Raw genomic sequence first — 20,889 nt, forward strand, 5'->3', positions numbered from 1 at the left:
GGGGCTAATCGATACCCCGGGAAACGCTCCGATTACCACTGCCCACGCACCCCCACCATGAACATACGCTCGGAGAACGTCGAGTGCGCGGGCTGGTCAGGCCAAACCAGGTAGTAACGCTGATACTCGTTGGTAAGGTTGGTACCGTCCACGAACACCTCCGCGTACTTGCTGAACTTGTACGAGATCGACGCGTCGAGATACTTCTGTGGCGCTTCGTACATCTCCATCCCCGTAATGCCACCCACGCTATCCATCACTGCTCGCCGCGAACGGTAGTTGTACGCGACGCGTGCCTGGAAGTGATCGTCCTGATACCACAGGATGAAATTGCCGGACTTGGTGGAGTTGTCCTGGAACGGGATCTCTTTGCCGGCCAGGTCCTTTTCGCCCGAGTTGCTTGGTGCATAGGTGGCGTTTATCTCCATACCCGTCTTGGACAGAATGCCGGGAAGGAAGGTAAAGCCCTGGCGATAGTCGAACTCCGCGCCGTGAATGCTGTTGCCGGTGCCCTGCACGGGCTGGGTGATCACGATGCAATGATCGCGTACCACGCCGTCCTCGTCGGGCAGGGTACAGTTGGTTACGCTACCGTTCTTGATGAAGCTGTCCACGTTGATGCGGAACAGCGCGAGGCTGAGCATGCTGGTGGGGTTGATGTAGTACTCCAGCGATGCGCCGTAATTGGTAGAGCGCCATGGGTTAAGGTTCGGGTTACCGGTCGACGTGCCATCGGCGACGCGGAAGATCGGCCCGTTTGGCGTCTCGGCCAGCGAGTAGTTCAGCTGCAAACCGCCACCCCAGGTGCTCAGGTCGAGTGGCATCATGTTCTTGGAATAGGCCAGTCGAAACTTCAGGCTGTCGGTGAGATCCAGCGAGAAGTTGGCCGATGGCAGGACGTCCTGATAACTGCGTTTGGTAACGTCCGTACCGACATCGGCCGGCTCATCGCCGTACGCTCCCGGATCGCCACTCAAATGCTGGGTCACGTTCAGATGCGTACGGATCAGCCGCACGCCAATATTGCCGCTATAGGGCATGTCACCGATATCGCCCTTGAAATCACCCTGCAGATAACCGGTCAGTTCCTTCAACCGTACCGACCATGTCGTGCCCGGTTCGGCCACCTTTTGAGTATCGGGATAGAGTGATTTCCAGAACGAAATCGGATCGATCATCGCCGAGGGATTGATCGCCCAGAAGTTGATGCCCGAGCCGAGCAGGTTGTTGTACTGCTTCCAGTTGCCTGAAAGCGGCGCGGCAGCGTTAGGCAGCGAAATCGCCGACTGCGGGCCTGCACGGAAATAACCCAGATCGTTGCCCGCGGTACACGCGCCGCTGTTCAGGACCACGTCGGCACCGACATAGCGCACCAGGCATCCGTTCGGATCGCTTGCACCCATGCCGGCATAGACAGGAGTTTCCAGAGTCCAGCCATTGTTGTCCGCGCCGCGGATGCTGTTGCGCACGCCAAACTCAAGCTTGAACCCATCCTGGAAGTCGTAGGTACCGTCGAACCGCAATGCATTCAACGCCACCTTGCGGTCGTAGTCGCCCGAGGATTCCAGTGTCTTCATCGTCCAGGCGTTGGGATTGGCGAAATCGGCAGCCAGCGAGGCTGGCATGTCGACCTTGATATAGCGGCCACCGAAGTTCGCAATGATCGGCACCGTGTTCTGCGGAATGCCGTTGGCATTGAATACGCGATTGCCGCCCAGCTGCGCCGGATAAACGAAGGTGCCGGGCGGTACTGCGTCATCAGGTACGCCGTCCTTGAGCACGTTGGGCCACAATGCGCCGTCAGAGTCGGAAATATTGACGTCAGTTTCCTGGTTCGACTGCGATGCGGTGTCATGAATACCGCGCAGGCTGGCCGTGAATGCGCCGCCGTCGTCGTAATCCAGCTGAAGATTGAAGTTCTTCGCTACCGAGCTTTTCTGGACAATCTGCGAATACGACTCCACGTCGCCGGGCCACTTCTCGTACACCTGCGAGGTGTATATCTGCGAACCCTCCCAGCCCGGCTCGGGCGTGCCATAAGAGCCTAGGGCCGGACTGCCGGTATTGCGCGATTGCAGCGGCACATAGGTTGCGCCCTGCCAGTTGGTGGAGTTGAACTGGATGCCGACGTTACGATCGTACTGACGCTGCTGCGAGTAGAAGTAGTCGCTGGTCAGGCTGAAGCCGCTACCCAGATCCATCTGGAACGAGGCATTGCCGGATTTGCGCTTGCGTTGGGTAATGATATCGTTGAGGTTGATGTCCTGGCTGCCCATGAAGACGCCGTTGGACTTGCCGTCGCCATTGACGTCCACGCTGCCATCGGCGTTCTGCACGATCTTCGACGGGATAGGCGCGCCGTTCCACGGTGTCAGGAAGCCGTTGTAGCCGCCGGCACTCGCCGCATTCTCGCCATTGAGCACGACACCGTACTGGTCGAGGCCTTCGGTAGCATTCATGCGCCGGGTATTGGAGAAATCGGCGGCGATCAGCAGCCCCCAATGACCGTTGTCGTTATACGAAATAAGGCCATTGCCTTCGGGCCCCCAATGGTTGGTGGTGGTGCCACGCTCGCCATTGGCCGAATAGCTGTAAGTAAAGCCACTGGGGAGATCCCACGGGCGATAGGTATGCAGGTCGATGGCGCCGCTGATGCCGCTGTCGGTCTCATTGGCGGTGGACGATTTGACCACGTCCACGCCATGGAACAGCGTAGACGGCAACATGGTGAAGTCGGGTTGCTGCGCGTCGATCTGGTCTGCCGTGATGAACACTTCGCCGTTCAACATGGTGCCGACCTGGGGCAGGCCGCGGACGTCGACGGAGGTGCCCACGCCGGCATCGCGGTTGATCTGCACGCCAGTGACACGTTGCAGCGAGTCGGTGATGGTGGTGTCGGGCAGGGCGCCGATGTTTTCGGCGGTGATGCTGTCCTGAATCTTTGGCGCATCGCGCTTCAGGTCGATGGCGCGCATCTGCGACGCACGCACGCCGGAGACCGCCACGGTCGACAGCGTGACCGCCTTCTTCTCGGCGTCGGCGTCGGCTTTCTTGGTATCGGTCGGTGGTGACGCAGGTGCCGGTGTAGTTTGTGCCGTTGCCTGGCCGTCCGCCTGGACATCGAAAAATGTCGACGCTCTAGCCGATGTCGACATGACGGCCAAGAGCGACGCGGTAATGGCAAATGACAAAGGACGCTTGCGAAGTACGGTGGACATGGGCTTTAACCTCGTTGGTGTTGCCTGTCGAACCTCAGGTGCTCCGTGGTATTTCAAAAAAACGTACGGCTCGGCGGTGCCTGCGAGTGCGCACGCCGTTGTGATGCAATCTCTCGTTTTCTCCCCAGGCCTTGGCTTCGCGAGCCAAGGCCGTCTTACTCCGGTGCTGCTGCACGAGGCCCAGGCCCCGTGTATTGCTTATTTCGAAAACGCCATGCGCGCCAACGCCCATTGGCCATCGCGCGGATCGCCGGTAGCGAAGACGCACACATTGCGAACGCCGGTCCCCACCGGCGCGGCAACATTTGCTTCAAGATGGATCTGACCTTTTTTCTGCGCTGCAGTCGCCAGCGGCACGCTGGCAAGCAGCGGCCCTGTGCAAGAATCGGCATGAATCTCGAACTCGCCGGCGGCGCTGCCCTTCGGACGCACCACGGCATCCCTGGCTTCATCGCCAAAGCGCCAGGTCATACGCTCGACCGTCATCGCAACATGCTTGATGCCGGCCAGCGACACCTCTGGCCACAGCCAGCATGCATTGCCGATATCCACCGAATGCACTGGCCTCGATGCCTGCGCCTGGCTGCTGCCATCCAGACGCGTCGGCGGCTGCTTGGAGCAGGTTGCAAACGCATGGCTGTCACGGCTCAGCAAGGTCGTTTCATCCAGCGTCTGCGTACGTGGCGCGGCGAGTTCGAAACCGTCCGGCGCAAAGGTCGCGGCGCGCAGGGTCGTATGGCGCGGCAGCGTGAGCGGTTGGGCATAGGACGCGGATTGGTTAGTCGGCGCGGATCCATCCGTCGTGTATCGAATCGTCCCGAATCCGACCTGATTGGAAAGCTCGATCCGGAAACTATCGTTCGCCGCGGCGGTTACTTGAAAAACCGGTGCGAACGCACTGTCCGCATAGCCGATGCCCAGTGCGCGGTAACGCGCCAGTTCGGCCGGCATGCGTTGCAGGAAATTATTCCAGTCGCGAGCGTTTGCGGGTGACCAGCCAAGTTCGGACAGTGCCGCGATGCGTGGAAATACCGCGTGCTGGTCATGCGCAAAGGTGCGCATCTGCTCGGTCCAGAGGCCCGCCTGCACGCCAATGATGTGCTTGGCTTCGGTGGCGCTTGCACCGTCCGGGATGACGATCGTGTCATAGGCTTGCCGCAGCGTTGCCGCGGGCGGCGGTCCTGCCCATTCGTCAGGCAGGTCGGACTGGTAGTGGTCGAAATAAAGCGATTCCTGCGGTGTCATGACCACGTCGTGGCCTTGGTGAAGAGCCGCGAGCGCGACACGTTCGTTGTCGTCGCCGTGCCAGGACATCACCACTTGCGATGCCGGAAGCGTCGCGCCGGCGACCAGCTCATCGTCCCAACCCACGGGCCGGCGTCCGTGCTTGATCAGATACGCGGTGACTTCGTTGGTGAACCAGCTCTGCAACTGGTCCATGTTCGCCAGGCCCAGCTTGTGCATCTGCGCGCGCACTTCCGGCGATGCATTCCACTGCTGCTTGTCGGCCTCGTCGCCGCCGATCGAGATGTATTGCGACGGGAATAGCCGCATGATCTCATCGAGCACATCGTCAACGAACTGCAAGGTCTTTTCGTTGGGCTTGAGCAACCACGGGCTGACGCCCCAGTTGGTCCACACATCCGGTCGCTTGCCGGTAACGCCCAGCCATGGATAGGCGGCGATGGCTGCCTGGGAATGTCCGGGAATATCGAATTCCGGAACCACCTCGACATAGCGTTCGGCGGCATAGCGCACGATCTCACGTGCGTCGGCTTCCGTGTAAAAGCCGCAATAAGGGTGATCGCCAGAGCCGGTCAGTTCGCTGTCCAAACCTACCGCTTCGCGGCATGCCCCGATTTTCGTGAGCAGGGGATACTTGGGGATGGCCAGACGCCAGCCCTGGTCTTCGGTCAGGTGCCAGAGCAGCACGTTCAACTTGTTGAACGACATCCAGTCGATCAGCTTCTTGATCTCGGCCACGCTCTGGTAGTGCCGTCCGGAGTCGAGCAGCAGTGCACGCCACGCGAAACGCGGATGATCGTCGATGACGCCATGGGCAACTGCGACCGGGGCGCCACGCGTCCATCCGGGTGGCGTCAGCAATTGCCACAGGGTGACGCTGCCATAGAACGCGCCGCGCGGCGTGCGTGCCGTGACCAGGATGCCGTTGTTATCTATCGTGATGCGATAGCCGGCGTCATCGGCGATGTCGGCCTTGGGGTTCACATCGAACGTGATCGCGGGATGCGCCGCACCCGTCGTCGCCGCGTTCAGGCGCAATCCGTTGGTATCGGCGACACGTTGCATAAACTGCTGCGCGATGGACTGCACTTGCTGGCTATCGGCGCCATGCACCGAGACCACCGCGCCATCCGCGATATCGACCGCGCCCGATCCGGCCGGGCTCGCCTTTGCCGGCTGCGGAAGTAACGACCAGTTGGGAACCGCTGGGGCTGCCATGACCGTGCACGTAGCCGCGAGCCAGGTGATGATCAGGCGGTAAAGAAATCTCGATGGCGCGATGCGGCTCATGCGCCCAATCCATTTGCGATGGCATGGCCAAGTGCTCCCGCTCCCGGCATGCCATCCTTGAGGAACCACAGCGCCGCCCCCTGCACACCGTGGCGGCCGTGTTCCGTTACCCGCACCGGTATTTGAGAGAGCAGCGTGCGCGCGCTGCGCCCGTGCAGGAATCGCTCCTCGAAGGCGCTGCGCTTTAGCAGTTCGAAGATGGACGACAGAAACCCACCGGCCAGATACACGCCGCCCGTAGCCATGAAGCTCATCGCGAGGTTGCCGGCAAAGCTTCCCAACGAGGCGCAGAAAATCTCCACGGCCTCTACAGCATAGGCGTCGCCACGTGCGACGGCCGCCATGGTGACCGATTCGGGTGTCGCCATCAGAGGTGTTTTTTCGTCCAGCGCACACAGAGCCGTATAGATGGTCAGCAGACCGGGCCCCGACACGATGCGTTCGAACTCCACGTAGCCACCATGGGGCGCCAGATGTGCGAGAACCTCGCGCTCACGCACCGAGTTCGGCGCGAAATCCATTTGGCCCGCCTCTGTCGCCAGTACGAAGCCGCCGGCAGGGCCGGGGAAGTGCACCGCCGCACCAAGACCGGTGCCTGGCCCAATCACCAGAGTCGGGCCGCTGGCATGCGTGTCCGGCCCGCACAGATGGCGACCATCGTCGGCAAGGGCGCCGTCGAGTGCGTAGGCCAGTGCTTCGAAGTCGTTGAGTACGGCAACCTCGTCTAGGCCGAGCGTCTGACGCAACTGCGCCAGGTCGATGGGCCAGGCGAGATTGTCGTTGACGACGTCGTTGCCCACGATCTGGCCGGCACAGGCCAGCACGCAATGCTTCACTGGGGTCCGCACGTCGGAGTCGACAAAGGCTTGCAGCAGGTCCGACAGCGTCGGGAACGCCGCGCACAGGTAGACGCGATAGGCGAGTGTCTCCACCTCGCGTCCCCCCTCGCGCGGGGCGCGCATCAACGCCACACGCCCATGCGTGCCGCCAATATCGGCCGCCAGAAACAGCATCACCGGTCTCCCCGCCAGTCGATCCGAGTCGTCAATTCCCACGTCCAGCGCCCCCCGGCATTGGAACGGGTATCAGGGTGTAACGTAATTGACACCGGTGTCAAGCGGTGGCGCAGCATGTAGGAAAAATGCCTAGGGGTGGGCGACACCGGTGTATGGGGACATCCAAAAACCTTTCCTGACTCGTCATTCCGGCGCAGGCCGGAACCCAGTGACGTTGTGAACGGTTATCGCGAGAGCCCACAAAAGTCAGCTCTATCGCGAAAACTGAAAGCCGATGCCACTGGGTCCCGGCCTACGCCGGGATGGCGAGAATCAGGACTGAAGTTATTCAAGGCTCCCACATGGCGCGAAGAGGGACGCACGATCCCGATGGCGTCTTGATACGGCCTTGATATCGCCGATACCGATCTCCGTGCCGTCTTGAAACGAGCCAGCCTACGCTTGGCGCCTCGTCATTCGAAGAGGTATGTCGCCATGCGTCAGGTCGATGCCAAGCGAGCGCCATCATGGTCGTGATCGGTTGCGTGCTGCTGTTTGCGTTGTTCGCCTATCTGCTCTACGCGCTCATCAAGCCCGAGCGGTTCTGAATCCATCCATCGAGGTATTCCATGTACGACATCGTCTTTGTAGCGGTGGCGGCGTTGTTCTTTGCCGTCACTGTCTCTTTCGTCATTGCCCTGGACCGGATCTGAACTTCCATGGTTATCGATATCGCCCAATTTGCGCTGCTTCTCGTGCTGATGGCCGGCCTGGTCGTCGTGGCCGGACGCTGGCTGACGCGCATTCTCACTACGCAAGGTCACTGGCTGCCCGAGCGCATCGGCTACCGGCTGCTTGGCGTGGATTCCAACGCCGGCATGGACTGGAAGGCGTATGGCCTGGCACTGGTGCTGAGCAACGCCGCCATGATGCTGCTGGGATATCTGATCCTGCGCCTGCAGGCATGGTTTCCGTTCGACGCGCTGCATCGTCAGGCGCAGACGCCTGACCTGGCCTTCAACACAGCGGCATCGTTCATTACCAACACCAATTGGCAGTCCTATTCCGGCGAGTCAAGTTTGTCGAACTTTTCGCAGATGGCGGTCGTCACGTTTCTGATGATGGTAAGCGCGGCCTCTGGTATCGCTGGGTGCGCCGCGTTCATCCGTGGCCTGGCCCAACGCGAGTCTCGGAATGTAGGTAACTATTGGGCCGATTTCAGCCGCATCGTCTGGCGCCTGCTGTTGCCGATCTGTCTGCTGCTGTCGGTTGTATATGTCTGGCAAGGCATGCCGCAGACGTTGTCGAGCAGCGCCAATGCCACGACGTTGGAAGGCGCTACGCAGCATATCGTGGTGGGTCCGGTGGCCAGCCTGGAAGCGATCAAGCACATCGGCACCAATGGTGGCGGCTTCTACGGTGCAAATGCAGCCCATCCGTTTGAGAACCCGTCGCCGCTGACCAACCTGTTGCACATGTTGGCGATGTTCCTGATTCCTTCGGCGCTGACCTACGCCTTCGGTCGCATGCTTTCGCGCCGCGCCCAAGGCTGGGCGTTTCTTGCCGCGTTCATGGTGATGTTCGTGGGCTTCCTGGCAGTGGAATATCCGGCCGAGCGTAGTGGTACGCCGATGTTCGCGAGCCTGGCTGTCGACCAGACGCCAAGCACGCTTCAACCAGGCGGCAACATGGAGGGCAAGGAAATGCGCTTCGGTATCGCACAGACCAGCGTCTTCGTCGCCGTGACCACGGCCGCCACCACCGGCTCGGTGAACGCGATGCACGACTCGCTCACCCCAGTGGGCGGCATGGTGCCGTTGTTCCTGATGATGCTTAACGATGTCTTTGGCGGTGTCGGCGTCGGCTTTATCAATCTCGTGTCGTTCGCCATCCTCACGGTGTTCCTCGTCGGGATGATGATTGGGCGCACACCGGAGTTTCTCGGCAAGAAGGTCGAAGCGCGCGAGATGAAGCTGGTAATGCTCGCGCTGCTTGCGCATCCATTGTGCATTCTTGGGTTCACGGCATTGGCCGCGCTGTGGCCCGGGGCATCATCCAGCCTCGCCAACGCCGGTCCCCATGGTTTCAGCGAACTGATCTATACCTATACCTCGGGCACCGCCAACAACGGCTCGGCCTTTGCCGGTCTGAACGCAAACACGCCGTTCTACAACACGACCATCGGCCTGGCCATGTTGCTGGGACGTTATTTCACCTTGCTGCCCATGCTGGCGGTGGCCGGCTCGCTGGCTGCAAAGCGCTCGGTACCGGAAAGCGCAGGCACGCTGCCGACGGCGACGCCGCTGTTCACGATGCTGTTGATCTTCGTCATCGTCGTCGTGGGCGGCCTTACGTTCCTGCCAGCGCTGGCCCTCGGACCGATCGTCGAGCATCTCGCCATGGCTGCGGGTCAGTTTTTCTGAGGCAAATGACTATGAACTCTGCTCTTGTTCGTCCCGTTCTCGTTCGTCCCGTCCTCGTTTCGGCGGTATTGTTCATGGCGGTGACCGGCATCGCTTATCCCTTGGCCAGCACCGGCATCGCGTCCGTTCTCTTTCCGCATCAGGCGGCAGGTAGCCTGGTGCACCAGGGTGAAGCCGTGGTGGGTTCGGCGATGCTGGGCCAGGATTTCCACGCGCCGCGTTATTTCCATCCGCGCCCCAGCGCCACCAGTGACCAGCCTTATAACGCCGCATCGAGCGGAGCCAGCAACCTCGGCCCCACGAGCGCAAAGCTACGTGACGCCGTGGGCGAACGTGCGGTCGCATTCCGCAAGGAAAACGGGCTGGCCGATGGCATGCCGGTGCCGGTCGATGCGGTAACTGCCTCGGGTTCGGGCCTCGATCCCGATATCAGCCTGGCCAACGCGCATGCGCAGGCCGAGCGCGTGGCCAAGGAGCGGCACCTGTCGGTGGACGAGATCAACGCGCTGATCGATCGTCAAGCACAGGGGCGCCAGCTGGGCCTGCTGGGCGAGCCGCGCGTCAATGTCCTCGCGCTGAACCTTTCGCTTGATCGCGCACGCTGATCGGGATACTTCCATGAGCACTCCACAAATCTCCATGTCAAAAACCGCTGAAAATCCTACCGCGATCGAATCGCCCGGGTTCGGTGCCATCGTTCTTGACGCGTTCGCCAAGCTGGCTCCGGCCACGCAATGGAAGAACCCGGTCATGTTTGTCGTCTACCTCGGCAGCATTCTCACCACACTACTTGGCGTACAAGCGCTGCGCGGTCATGCGGATGCTCCGGCGGGTTTCGTGTTCGCCGTGGCTGGCTGGCTGTGGTTCACGGTGCTGTTCGCCAACGCTGCCGAAGCGCTCGCCGAAGGACGGGGCAAGGCACAGGCGCAAGCACTGCGCGCTGCTAAGAAGCGGGTACACGCCAAGGTATTGCGCGAACCGCGTTACAACAGCACCTGGCATATCGCCAACAGCGACGAGCTCGTTGCCGGTACCTACGTGCTGGTGCAGGCGGGTGACACCATTCCTGCTGACGGCGAAGTGGTGGAAGGCGTTGCATCGATCGACGAATCGGCCGTCACGGGTGAATCCGCGCCCGTGGTTCGTGAATCGGGCGGCGACTTTTCGTCGGTGACCGGCGGCACGCGCGTGTTGTCGGACTGGATCATCGTCCGCGTCACCGCCAATCCAGGTGAAGCGTTCCTTGATCGCATGATCGCCATGGTCGAGGGCGCGCGCCGGGGAAAGACGCCGAATGAGATCGCCCTGACCATTCTGCTGGTGGCGCTGACTGCCATCTTCCTGATGGTCTGTGCCAGCCTGCTGCCGTTCTCGGTGCTCAGCGTGGCGTTGAGTGGCCACGGCAGCGTAGTCAGCGTAACCGTGCTGGTGGCGCTGCTGGTGTGTCTGATTCCCACCACCATCGGCGCGCTGCTCTCGGCTATCGGCATTGCGGGTATGAGCCGCATGCTGAAGGCCAACGTCATTGCCATTTCTGGTCGCGCCATCGAGGCCGCCGGCGACGTGGACGTGCTGCTGCTGGACAAGACCGGTACCATCACGCTGGGCAACCGTCAGGCGCACGCCTTTCATCCCGCCAGCGGCGTGACCGAAGCCGCCTTGGCGGAAGCCGCGCGCTACGCATCGCTGGCGGACGAAACACCCGAAGGTCGCTCCATCGTCACATTGGCACACGTGATACTGGGCAGTGATGAGCCGGGCCTTCCCGAGAATAGCGTGGCGGTACCGTTTACCGCGCGCACCCGCATGAGCGGCATCGACATGAGCGATCGCTGCATCCGCAAGGGCGCTGCATCTGCCGTGAGCGCGTACGTGGAAACCTTGGGCGGGGCGTTTACCGCCGATATCGAGCGTACGGTCGAGGTCATCTCGCGCCGTGGCGCCACACCGCTGGTCGTTGCCGATCGTCGTCGTGTGCTTGGCGTCGTGGAATTGAAGGACATCATCAAAGACGGCATCAAGACGCAGTTCGCCGAACTGCGGCGCATGGGCATCGCTACGGTGATGATCACCGGTGACAACCGCCTGACGGCTGCCGCCATCGCGGCGGAGGCCGGCGTGGATGATTTCCTGGCCGAAGCCACGCCCGAAGACAAGCTGGCGCTTATCCGTCGCTACCAGGGCGAGGGACACCTGGTGGCCATGACCGGTGACGGCACCAACGATGCGCCTGCGCTGGCTCAGGCAGACGTGGCGGTGGCGATGAACAGCGGCACCCAGGCAGCGAAAGAGGCCGGCAACATGGTCGATCTGGATTCGAATCCGACCAAGCTGCTGCGCGTGGTGGAGGTCGGCAAGCAGATGATCATGACGCGTGGTGCGCTGACGACTTTCAGCGTTGCCAACGATCTGGCGAAATATTTCGCGATCGTGCCGGCGGCGTTCGTGGCGACGTATCCGTCACTGGACGCGCTGAATATCATGCGCCTGCACTCGCCGGCGTCGGCCATACTCTCGGCGGTCATCTTCAACGCGTTGATCATCGTCGCACTGATTCCGTTAGCCCTGCGCGGCGTGCGTTATCGCCCGGCCCCGGCGAAAGACCTGCTCACGCGCAATCTGCTCGTTTATGGGGTGGGCGGCATCATCGCCCCCTTCGTCGGCATCAAGCTGATCGATCTGCTGCTTACCCCTCTGATGTGATTGCGAGTGCTCTTGCCGATAGCCGCTCCCGCGAGGGGCGGCTATCATGGCCAATGATGATCCCGCACCCCGCACAGGTACCATCGCGTCCGTTTCGATATCGCGTGCTGGCCTACGCCGTGGCCGCTTGTGCCACGACCACCGGCATCGCGGCCATGCTGTTGCGCGTTTTCGACTTGTCGAACGTGGTCATGGTGTTCCTGCTCACGGTGATGCTGGTAGCCCTGCGCTGGGGCCGTGCCGCCGGTGCCCTGGCCGCCATCGTGGCCGTGGGCAGTTTCGATTTTTTCTTCGTGCCGCCGGTGTGGTCGTTCCACGTTTCCGATACGCAGTACCTGTTCACGTTCTTGCTGATGCTGGTGGTGGCCCTGGTGACCGGCCAGCTGGCTGCGCGTCTGCGCGCCGAGGCCGTAGGCGCCGCTGCCGGCGAGCGCCGGGCAAACGCGTTGGCGGCCGTGGCCACCGATCTATCCGTCGCCGTGCGCAATGAGGACATCGCCGACGTGTGCGCTGCGCGTATCGGTCCATTGTTCGATGGCAAGGCCACGCTGCTGCTGCCTGGTCGTGATGAGCGCATGGCACTCGATGGAATCGGTGATCGAGGTATCGCCCAATGGGTGCTTGAAGAAGGACGCCCCGCGGGGCGGGGCACCGAAACCTTGCCAGCGAACGATGCGATCTATCTGCCACTGACGACACCGCTACGCACGCGCGGTGTGCTTATGCTCGAGCGTAGTGCCGCCCAGCCGCTGAATGTGGAGCAGGTCGGCCTGTTGCGAGCGTTTCAGTCGCTAATCGCACTGGCGATCGAGCGTGTGCATTTCGTCGAGGTCGCGCACGAGACCCAGTTGCGCATGGAAGGCGAGCGTTTGCGCAATGCGCTGTTGTCTGCGGTTTCGCACGACTTGCGCACGCCATTGACGGCGATCCGCGGCATGGCCGGCATGCTGGACGAGAGCGACGTGGCGCAGGCCATCATGAACCAGGCCGACCGTATGCAACGGCAGGTGGCGAACCTGCTGGATGCCGCGCGCCTGCAAGGCGAAGGCGTGCGCCTGGACTTGCAATGGCATGCCCTGGACGAACTTGTCGGCTCCGCGCTGGCCTCAACAGACCTTGGCGCGCGACACGTCGTGCTCGATATCTCGCCCGAGATCCCTTTGGTCGAACTGGATGCCACCTTGTTTGAGCGCGTGTTGGTGAACCTCTTCGACAACGCCACGAAGTACACGCCCGACGATGCCACGCTGTCTATCCGCGGCGATCGCACCGGCACGCACGTGATCCTTCGTGTCGAAGACGACGGCCCGGGTTTTCCGGTGGGCGTCGACACCCATGTGCTGTTCGCCGAGTTTGTCCGCGGCGCGCGCGAATCGGCCGTCCCCGGTGTGGGTCTAGGCCTGGCATTGTCGCGACGTATCGTCGAGGCGCATGGTGGCGGCATTTCGGCATCGCGGCGCGAACCGCATGGTGCGCGTTTCGAAATCATCCTGCCGGCTGGTGAGCCGCCGACGATCGATCTGGAAGATCCCGCATGAGCAAGCCACGTATTCTGGTGGTGGAAGACGAAGCGGACATCCGCCGCTTTCTTCGCCTCGCCCTGGAGCGCGAGGAGATGACCGTGTTCGAGGCCGGTGACGCGCTGCGAGCGCGTATCGATGCCGCCAGCCGCCAGCCCGATCTGATCGTGCTGGATCTCGGCTTGCCCGACGATGATGGCAAGGCGGTAATTCGCGACGTGCGCGGATGGTCGTCGGCGCCGATCATCGTGTTGTCCGCTCGCGACAGTGAAGCAGAAAAAGTGGCTGCACTGGAAGCGGGTGCGGACGACTACCTTGTCAAGCCTTTCGGCGTACCGGAACTGGTGGCGCGCGTGCGCGCGCAATTGCGCCGTGCCAGTCTCGCGGGCGATCGAAGCCAGGCCAGCGCGCGCGTGCGTTTCGGCGATATCGAGGTAAACCTTGCCACGCACGAAGTGTGGCGACGCGGCGAAGAGGTACACCTCACGCCCATCGAATTTCGTCTACTGGCGGCACTGGTGCGCGGACAGGGCAGGGTATTGACCCATCGTCAGTTGTTGATCGACGTGTGGGGGCCTGGTTACGCCACACGCGCGCACTACGTGCGCGTTTATATGGCCAACCTGAGGCTCAAGCTGGAAGACCAGCCCGCGCGTCCGCGCCACCTAGTGACTGAATTGCAGGTGGGATATCGGCTGGCGGGTATCGCCGAACCGTCTTGATGGCGCCTTGATACCGCTTCAAGGAATACGGCGCCGTCCATAGACGCCGGTGCCTAGCATGCATGGTCATCCTTGATCCAAAGGCTTGACCATGAACCTTCGTTCCATCGCTGTTCTGCACCTTGCATTGCTCGCCGCCGTATCGACATTCGCTGCCCGCGCCGACGACGCGCCACCGATCTGTACCGACCGTCCGACCAAGGCCAACGCCCCCTGCACAGTGCCCGAGGGCATGTGGCAGTTGGAAACGGATATCGGTAACGCTACTCACGATGCGCACGATGGCGGCAGCACCGACACGCTGTACTTCCTCAATCCGTATCTCAAGTACGGCATCACTAGCCGCACCGACATCGAAGTGAATTGGGCCCCCGCTATACGTCTGCGCACGAAGGCCGATGGGCAGCGCACGACCACGAACGGAGCCGGCGATCTCTACGTGCGGGTGAAGACAAGTCTCTACAGCGGAGATGTGTTCAGCGCTTCGATCATTCCCTTCGTCAAAGCGCCCACGGCATCGCACGGCATCGGCAACGATCGCTGGGAAGGTGGCATCGCACTGCCCATGAGTGCGGTCGTCGGTGGCGGATTCACCTTGACCGTTGGACCGGAGCTTGACGCACTGGCCGATGCGGACGGGCGCGGCCGCCACCTTTCCGTGACCAACCTGATCAACATTGCCCATCCGCTGACCAGCAAGCTGTCCATGGCCTTGGAGTACTGGCGTCAGGACAATCGCGACCCCTCCGGTCACGTGAAGCAAGAGTCAGGTGATATCGCCTTCATTTATGTGGTCAACCCGAACCTCCAGTTGGACCTGGGAGCCAACATGGGGTTGAACAATGTGACACCGGACCGGCAGATGTACCTGGGTCTGTCGTATCGTTGGTAGCACTCCTTACGTTGCTTCCTTTCTCGCCGCGGCATTCGCTGTGGCGAGAAGTTCGTGCAAGCGTCAATGATTGTTGTGGCGCAACATCGACGCCAGTCATATCGTTTTGCAATGACTGAAATATGCCCGGGGTGGATTTAATGATGTGTGGTGGCCGGCTAGGCTCAGCTCACCCCATCCCCGAATCAAGGCGTTCCCATGCATCGATACGGCACGATTCTCGCGCTTTGTGGATTGGCGCTGGCATTGCCTTGCCATGTCCACGCCGATACAAACGCCTTTGAAAAGTCCGTACAACGCTCTGATTTATCTAATGAAAATTCAGGCGTCGTGGCAGGTCGTGTGCCGGCCTGGCTGGTCGGCACCTGGGTGTTGATCCGTTGCGACAATGTCTATCCGGATGGCCGTCTGGTAGAGCTCTATGGATCGAATCCCCAGGGGCTGTGGTTCATCGACGCCCAGGGCCATTACATGATGCAGATGGTTCGGGCCGAGCGGGAGCCATTCGCCACCAACGACAAATCCAAGGGCACGCCCGATGAATACCGCGCGGCATCGTTGGGCTCAAATGCGCATTACGGGTGGGTAAGTGTCGATGGCGCCCAGCTGCGCACGCACATCACGCATGCGTCCTATCCGAGCTGGGATAACAGGGACGGCAAGACGACATTCGTCCTCCAGGGTGACTTGCTGACTTATTCCGTGGATAAGCCGAGCAGTGGCTCGGCTGAAGGCGCTCGCGGCGTAGTGGTTTGGCGCCGCGTGGCCATTTGAACGCATGACTTGAACGGTACGACCACCCCAGTTCTTTCTTTCGGAGCAATACGATCCATGAACAAGTTCCTGATGTGCAGCGTGCTCTTGCTTGGAACAGCGACGTTGGCCCATGCCGACATGCAAGGGTTGCCAGCGTATGTGTCGGTGGCAGTGGCCGATCATTCGCGGCCGGAGTCCGATACCAAACGCGACACGGATCGCAAGCCCGCTGAACTGGTCGCCTTTGCAGGCATCAAACCCGGTGACAAGGTGGCCGACGTGATGCCGGGTGGAGGCTACTTCACACGAATCTTCAGCAAGGTCGTCGGCCCCCAGGGCCATGTCTATGCCGTCGTACCGTCGAGTCTGGCGGCCGGTGCTCCGAAGAAGGTCGACGATATCAAGGCTCTGATCGCCGATCCCGCATACGGCAATACAACCCTCGTCATTCGTCCTTACGATCAACTGGGTGCGGACGAGCCGCTCGACGTCATCTGGACCGCGCAGAATTATCACGACGTCTATGGTGGCGTCAGTGTCTTTGCGGTGGCTGGCGAAAGCGGCCCCGACGTAACGGAGAAAATGGATCGCGCAGCTTTCAAGGCGTTGAAGCTCGGTGGGGTCTATATGGTTATCGACCACGTTGCCAAGGCGGGCTCTGACGCGCAGGTCTCAAAGACCCTCCACCGGATGGACCCGGATCAGGTGATTGCGCAGGCAAAGGCGGCAGGGTTTGTGCTGGAGGCCCGAAGCGACCTGCTTGGCAACGCACAGGACGCGCATGAAAAGATTATATTTGCCCCGGAAATCCGCGGGCATACCGATCAGTTCGTGCTGAAATTTCGCAAGCCGAAGGCTTCGAGTTGAGGCAAGGCGGGAATGCTCCGGCAAACGTATCCCTGACGCATCCGAACGTGCCAGGCGCATTCCTCTGCCAAAGAAACCCACCATGAAGAAGCTCGATCTCGAGGCGGTCAAGGCATTCGTGCTGACTGCCGACCTGCAGAGTTTTACACGCGCCGCCGAAGCGCTCGACAGCACGCAGTCTGCCGTCAGCACCAAGTTGCGGCGCCTGGAGGAACATCTGGGGCGACGTCTGCTCGAGCGCACGCCGAGGCAGGTGCGTCTGTCTGCCGAAGGGGCGGCGTTTCTTGTCGCCGCACGTGAGCTGGTAGGTGCGCACGATCGGGCCATTGCCTCGTTTGATGTGGAGCAACGGCGCCTGATTATCGGCATCAGTCACCAACTGATCGGTGGCGAACTGCCTGTTCTGCTGCGGCGTATGAACGAACACGATCCGAACCTGGTGATCGAGCTACGCGTGGCAGGGTCGCGCGAGGTCAGTCAGGCCTACGAAGCGGGAGCGCTGGACGCAGCGTTGGTGCTTCAGCCCGCCGAACAACGGCGCCAGGGCGAGGTGCTGTTCACCGAATCGTTCGCCTGGGTGGCTGCGGTCGATTGGGAGTTGCGAGCGGGGCAGCCGTTGCCGCTGTCCACGCAAGGCGAGTCGTGCAGCATTCGGGCGGGAGCGGTGAATGCGCTCGATCAGGCAGGCATTGCCTGGACCGAGGTCTTCGTGGGCAAGGGGTCGTCTGTCGTGGGTGCGGCCGCTTCGGCGGGACTGGCTGTCGCGGTATTGGCGCGACGAGCGGCACCCGCAGGCACGATCGATATCGGTCCGGCACTGTCGTTGCCACCGTTACCGACCCAGGAAGCCGTGATGTATACGGCCCTCAATGATCGTCGTTCGCGCAATGCATTACACACGCTGGGAATCGCTTTCAAGAGTTTGACCCAGGTCTGACAAAGTCGATTTGCACGAGGATACGTGGGCGGTTTGCAGCCCGCGTGGGACGCGTGCGGCCAACGATTCGAGCGTACATCACGGGACGGGGATACGATGAAAATAGAACGATGGTCGATGATGGCTCTCTTGCTGGGCTCCGTCGTTTGCGGAGTTTCGGCGCAGCCCGTCGATGTATCGACGCGTTTGAAGGCGCTCGATGCATTGCTGGCAGAGCAGTGGGAGCACCAGCTGGAAGCCAATCCCGAGTCGGCTACGGTGCTTGGGGACCTTCGCTACAACAATAGATGGACGGATGCCTCGCTGGCGCATGTGCAGAGCGAGCGCAAAGTCACGGAAGACTTCCTCAAGCGTTTCGATGCCATCGATATCACGGGCTTTCCGGATGAGTCGAAGCTTAGCCAGAAGCTGATGGTGCGTCAGCTCAAGGAGGATCTGCGCAGCGTCGATCTGAAGTTGTACGAAATGCCGCTGGATCAGATGAGTGGCGTGCAGGTTCAGCTACCCAGCCTTATAAGCTCGATGCCCTTCAACACGACCAGGCAGTACGAGGACTATCTTGCTCGCCTGAAGGCGATACCGGTTGTGTTTGAGCAGACCATCGAGACGGCACGACAAGGCCTGAAGGATGGCCTGATGCCTCCGAAGTTCGTGTTGGAAAAGGTGCTGACACAGATCGATAGCATCGCCAAGCCCGCCGGCGAGGACAATACGTTCGCCGGCCCGTTGAAACAGTTTCCTGACAGCGTGTCGCCGCAGGATCGCAAGCGTCTGCATGACGCCATCATCGCGGCCATCGACAACGATGTGCGACCGGCATACTTAAAACTGGGCAAGTTCGTCGCGCAAGAGTACGCCCCGCATGGACGAAGCGAGCCCGGCATCTGGCAGCTGCCCCATGGGGATGTCATCTATCGTTTCCGCATCGAACAGCAGACGACAACGACGGCAAGTCCGGAGAGCATCTATCGACTCGGTCTGGCGGAGGTTGCGCGTATCGAGGGGGACATGACGGTGATCGCCAGGTCCCTGGGTTATCAGGATCTGGCCAGTTTTAGAAATGCGCTCAAGAACGATCCCAAGATGCATCCCCGTTCGCCCGAGGATCTACTCGATCGGTATCGCGTATACATTGCGGGCATGGAGCCGGCGCTGCCCAAGTGGTTCGATTTGCTGCCTGAAACGAAGCTCAAGGTCGTGCCGTTCGAGAGTTATCGCGAAAAGCAGTCGCCGCCTGCCTCGTATCAACAGGGGACGCCGGATGGTTCGCGGCCTGCGCAGCTCTATGTGAATACGGGTGACTTCACCCATCGCACGACGATGGAGATCGAATCCATTGCCTACCACGAGGGTATCCCAGGGCATCATCTGCAGTTCTCGATCGCGCAGACATTGCCGGGTTTGCCGCCGTTCCGCCAGCAGGTGGCCTATACCGCTTACATCGAGGGCTGGGCACTGTATGTCGAGGGCCTCGGCAAAGAGATGGGATTTTACAAAGACCCCTTGTCCGACTATGGCCGGCTCTCTGGCGAACTGCTGCGTGCCGACCGTCTGGTGGTGGATACCGGGGTGCACTACAAGCATTGGACACGTCAGCAAATGGTGGATTACCTCCACGCCCATTCCGGTCAGGACGAACCGGATATTCAGGCCGAGACGGATCGATACATCACTTGGCCCGGTCAGGCACTCGCCTATAAGGTCGGCCAGTTGAAGATGGTCGAGTTGCGCGAGCGGGCGCGGAAATCGCTCGGCGATCGTTTCGATATTCGCTCGTTCCACGATCAGATTCTCGGTAGCGGTGCCTTGCCGCTGGATGTACTTGAAGAGCGCGTCGATGCCTGGATTGCGTTGGTGAAAAGCAGCGCAGCTGGGGCACATCCGGTGGGGCGGGCTTCGTAGCACTGATCTATTGAAACCTCAAGAAACCCCTTCTATTCGTCATTCCGGCGCAGGCCGGAACCCAGTGGCTTTGTGATGGGTTGTCGCGAGCACATGCAAAGCCGGCTTTATCGCAACAACTGAAAACCGATGCCACTGGGTCCCGGCCTGCGCCGGGATGACGAGAATCAAAACTGAGGTTATTCGAGGCTCCCTTCAGTCGTGACAAGTCGCGACGGAATCGTATGTCGTGTTTGAAGCCTCTCCTGCAACGATTGCCTTTTCCGCCACAACGCCGAACGGTCATTTCTATGCACTGGAAAAAGAGCATATACATCACCACCGCCCTGGCCGCGGTCATCATCGGCATCCGTTTCATGGGCGGCGACCGATCGGCCAGCAAGGTGGCTCCTGCGGCGGACAATGGTGTACCCGTCAAGATCGCTGTCGCCACGCTCGACGACATCGATCTTTCATTGACCGTGGTCGCCCGTACGGAGGCCTGGTCGACAGTGAACGTTCGCGCCCGCGTCTCCGGCCAACTTGAATCGCTGGGATTTAAGCCGGGTGCGAAAGTACACAAGGGTGAGTTGCTGGCGCAGATCGATCCGTTGCCGTTCAAGGCACAGATCGACCAGGCGCGTGCGAATGTAGCCAGCGACCAGGCGAAGCTCGACAAAGCGCAGGCCGATCTACAGCGTTACGCGCAGGTTCTGGCCAAGGGTTTCGTATCGCGTACCGACTACGATACCTACAAGGCGAACGTGGAGGTCAGCCATGCCAGCCTTCAAGGTAGTATCGCCGCGCTGGAGCTGGCTCGGCTTCAGCTGAGTTACGTGCATATCGTGGCGCCGTTCGATGGCGTTACCGGCCTGCCACAGGTATGGCCTGGCGCCCAGGTGAGCGCCAACGCGACCGACATCGTCGTTCTGAATCAGATCGAACCGATCCGGGTGACATTCAGCCTCCCCGAAGGGAGCCTGGATGCAGTCCGCCAAGCCCAGGCGCAAAGCAGTGTCCCCATACAGGCACAACTGCCCGGCGACGGGAGTGTGGCATTGCAAGGAACGTTGGATTTCATCGACAACACGGTAGATCCAACGACCGGCACGATCGTGCTCAAGGGCCGTTTCGAGAATGGCGATGACCGCCTCACTCCGGGCCAGTTCCTGCAGGTAAAGCTGCCCACCCGTCGACTCAATCATGTGGTGAGCGTGCCGGCATCCGCGCTGCAGAGCTCAGACAAGGGTGATTTTGTGTTTGTGGTGGGCGTCGACGGTAAAGCGCATCAACGCTATCTGGCCGCCGGCCCGGGCAGTGCAGGGCGAATCATCGTCAACAAAGGCTTGCAGGCTGGCGAACGCGTGGTGACGGACGGTCAATTGCTATTGACCGATGGTACTGCCGTGCACGCGTCGGGCGGCGTATGAGATCGCACCT

General features: G+C 61.1%; 15 protein-coding genes. 11 read left to right on the forward strand and 4 right to left on the reverse strand.

Features of this window, described 5'->3' with window-relative positions; translation table 11 throughout:
• Positions 1 to 32: 32 nt before the first annotated feature.
• The 4 genes from QMG46_RS15015 to QMG46_RS15030 all read right to left on the reverse strand — a co-directional run bounded on the left by QMG46_RS15015 (position 33) and on the right by QMG46_RS15030 (position 7,488).
• Positions 33 to 3,218, reverse strand: coding sequence for a TonB-dependent receptor (locus tag QMG46_RS15015; RefSeq protein ID WP_281848637.1), 3,186 nt, complete (start codon positions 3,216 to 3,218; stop codon positions 33 to 35).
• A 198-nt stretch (positions 3,219 to 3,416) separates the two neighbouring features.
• Positions 3,417 to 5,753 (reverse strand): beta-N-acetylhexosaminidase, encoded by a 2,337-nt coding sequence (locus QMG46_RS15020; protein WP_281848638.1) that lies wholly within the window; start codon positions 5,751 to 5,753, stop codon positions 3,417 to 3,419.
• The gene (locus QMG46_RS15025) at positions 5,750 to 6,766 is read right to left on the reverse strand and encodes a glucokinase (protein ID WP_281848639.1); all 1,017 of its coding nucleotides are present in this window, start codon (positions 6,764 to 6,766) and stop codon (positions 5,750 to 5,752) included. Before QMG46_RS15025 ends, QMG46_RS15020 begins: the two co-directional genes overlap by 4 nt.
• 482 nt (positions 6,767 to 7,248) lie before the next feature.
• Positions 7,249 to 7,488, reverse strand: a complete 240-nt coding sequence (locus QMG46_RS15030) for a hypothetical protein (protein WP_281848640.1) — start codon at positions 7,486 to 7,488, stop codon at positions 7,249 to 7,251.
• On the opposite strand from QMG46_RS15030, the gene kdpA reads away from it, so the two are divergent.
• The 11 genes from kdpA (at position 7,468) to QMG46_RS15085 (ending at position 20,879) form a co-directional block, all read left to right on the forward strand.
• Complete coding sequence (kdpA, locus tag QMG46_RS15035) at positions 7,468 to 9,171, forward strand: potassium-transporting ATPase subunit KdpA (RefSeq protein WP_281848641.1); 1,704 nt, start codon at positions 7,468 to 7,470, stop codon at positions 9,169 to 9,171. The two genes, QMG46_RS15030 and kdpA, sit on opposite strands and share 21 nt — an antisense overlap.
• 11 nt (positions 9,172 to 9,182) lie before the next feature.
• Complete coding sequence (gene kdpC, locus QMG46_RS15040; RefSeq protein ID WP_281848642.1) at positions 9,183 to 9,776, forward strand: potassium-transporting ATPase subunit KdpC; 594 nt, start codon at positions 9,183 to 9,185, stop codon at positions 9,774 to 9,776.
• A gap of 34 nt (positions 9,777 to 9,810) precedes the next feature.
• Positions 9,811 to 11,874 (forward strand): potassium-transporting ATPase subunit KdpB, encoded by a 2,064-nt coding sequence (gene kdpB / locus QMG46_RS15045; RefSeq protein ID WP_281852907.1) that lies wholly within the window; start codon positions 9,811 to 9,813, stop codon positions 11,872 to 11,874.
• A 53-nt stretch (positions 11,875 to 11,927) separates the two neighbouring features.
• Positions 11,928 to 13,412 carry a DUF4118 domain-containing protein gene (locus QMG46_RS15050; protein ID WP_281848643.1) on the forward strand — a complete coding sequence of 495 codons (1,485 nt, stop codon included), beginning with the start codon at positions 11,928 to 11,930 and terminating at the stop codon, positions 13,410 to 13,412.
• Positions 13,409 to 14,116 carry a response regulator gene (locus QMG46_RS15055; protein WP_281848644.1) on the forward strand — a complete coding sequence of 236 codons (708 nt, stop codon included), beginning with the start codon at positions 13,409 to 13,411 and terminating at the stop codon, positions 14,114 to 14,116. Before QMG46_RS15050 ends, QMG46_RS15055 begins: the two co-directional genes overlap by 4 nt.
• A gap of 91 nt (positions 14,117 to 14,207) precedes the next feature.
• Positions 14,208 to 15,008, forward strand: coding sequence for a transporter (locus QMG46_RS15060; protein WP_281848645.1), 801 nt, complete (start codon positions 14,208 to 14,210; stop codon positions 15,006 to 15,008).
• A gap of 330 nt (positions 15,009 to 15,338) precedes the next feature.
• Entirely contained in the window at positions 15,339 to 15,782 is a 444-nt protein-coding gene (locus QMG46_RS15065) for a lipocalin-like domain-containing protein (protein ID WP_281848646.1), read from the forward strand.
• A 9-nt stretch (positions 15,783 to 15,791) separates the two neighbouring features.
• On the forward strand, positions 15,792 to 16,631 hold the full coding sequence (locus QMG46_RS15070) for a class I SAM-dependent methyltransferase (RefSeq protein ID WP_281848647.1): 840 nt from the start codon (positions 15,792 to 15,794) through the stop codon (positions 16,629 to 16,631).
• A gap of 82 nt (positions 16,632 to 16,713) precedes the next feature.
• Positions 16,714 to 17,568 (forward strand): LysR family transcriptional regulator, encoded by an 855-nt coding sequence (locus tag QMG46_RS15075; protein ID WP_281848648.1) that lies wholly within the window; start codon positions 16,714 to 16,716, stop codon positions 17,566 to 17,568.
• Positions 17,569 to 17,685: 117 nt separating this feature from the next.
• The gene (locus QMG46_RS15080; RefSeq protein WP_281848649.1) at positions 17,686 to 19,470 is read left to right on the forward strand and encodes a DUF885 domain-containing protein; all 1,785 of its coding nucleotides are present in this window, start codon (positions 17,686 to 17,688) and stop codon (positions 19,468 to 19,470) included.
• Between the two features lie 290 nt (positions 19,471 to 19,760).
• A complete protein-coding gene (locus tag QMG46_RS15085) occupies positions 19,761 to 20,879 on the forward strand; it encodes an efflux RND transporter periplasmic adaptor subunit (RefSeq protein ID WP_281848650.1) in 1,119 nt (372 codons plus the stop codon).
• The last annotated feature ends 10 nt before the right edge of the window (positions 20,880 to 20,889 follow it).

The organism is Dyella sp. GSA-30 (assembly GCF_027924605.1).
Classification (GTDB): domain Bacteria; phylum Pseudomonadota; class Gammaproteobacteria; order Xanthomonadales; family Rhodanobacteraceae; genus GSA-30.

Excerpts from the sequence above, each read along its gene's own strand:
- kdpB (WP_281852907.1), top strand. The coding sequence starts at position 9,811 with ATGTCAAAAACCGCTGAAAATCCTACCGCGATCGAATCGCCCGGGTTC.
- QMG46_RS15020 (WP_281848638.1), bottom strand. The coding sequence starts at position 5,753 with ATGAGCCGCATCGCGCCATCGAGATTTCTTTACCGCCTGATCATCACC.
- QMG46_RS15060 (WP_281848645.1), top strand. The coding sequence starts at position 14,208 with ATGAACCTTCGTTCCATCGCTGTTCTGCACCTTGCATTGCTCGCCGCC.
- QMG46_RS15025 (WP_281848639.1), bottom strand. The coding sequence starts at position 6,766 with ATGCTGTTTCTGGCGGCCGATATTGGCGGCACGCATGGGCGTGTGGCG.
- kdpA (WP_281848641.1), top strand. The coding sequence starts at position 7,468 with ATGGTTATCGATATCGCCCAATTTGCGCTGCTTCTCGTGCTGATGGCC.
- QMG46_RS15080 (WP_281848649.1), top strand. The coding sequence starts at position 17,686 with ATGATGGCTCTCTTGCTGGGCTCCGTCGTTTGCGGAGTTTCGGCGCAG.
- QMG46_RS15015 (WP_281848637.1), bottom strand. The coding sequence starts at position 3,218 with ATGTCCACCGTACTTCGCAAGCGTCCTTTGTCATTTGCCATTACCGCG.
- QMG46_RS15085 (WP_281848650.1), top strand. The coding sequence starts at position 19,761 with ATGCACTGGAAAAAGAGCATATACATCACCACCGCCCTGGCCGCGGTC.
- QMG46_RS15055 (WP_281848644.1), top strand. The coding sequence starts at position 13,409 with ATGAGCAAGCCACGTATTCTGGTGGTGGAAGACGAAGCGGACATCCGC.
- kdpC (WP_281848642.1), top strand. The coding sequence starts at position 9,183 with ATGAACTCTGCTCTTGTTCGTCCCGTTCTCGTTCGTCCCGTCCTCGTT.
- QMG46_RS15075 (WP_281848648.1), top strand. The coding sequence starts at position 16,714 with ATGAAGAAGCTCGATCTCGAGGCGGTCAAGGCATTCGTGCTGACTGCC.
- QMG46_RS15050 (WP_281848643.1), top strand. The coding sequence starts at position 11,928 with ATGATGATCCCGCACCCCGCACAGGTACCATCGCGTCCGTTTCGATAT.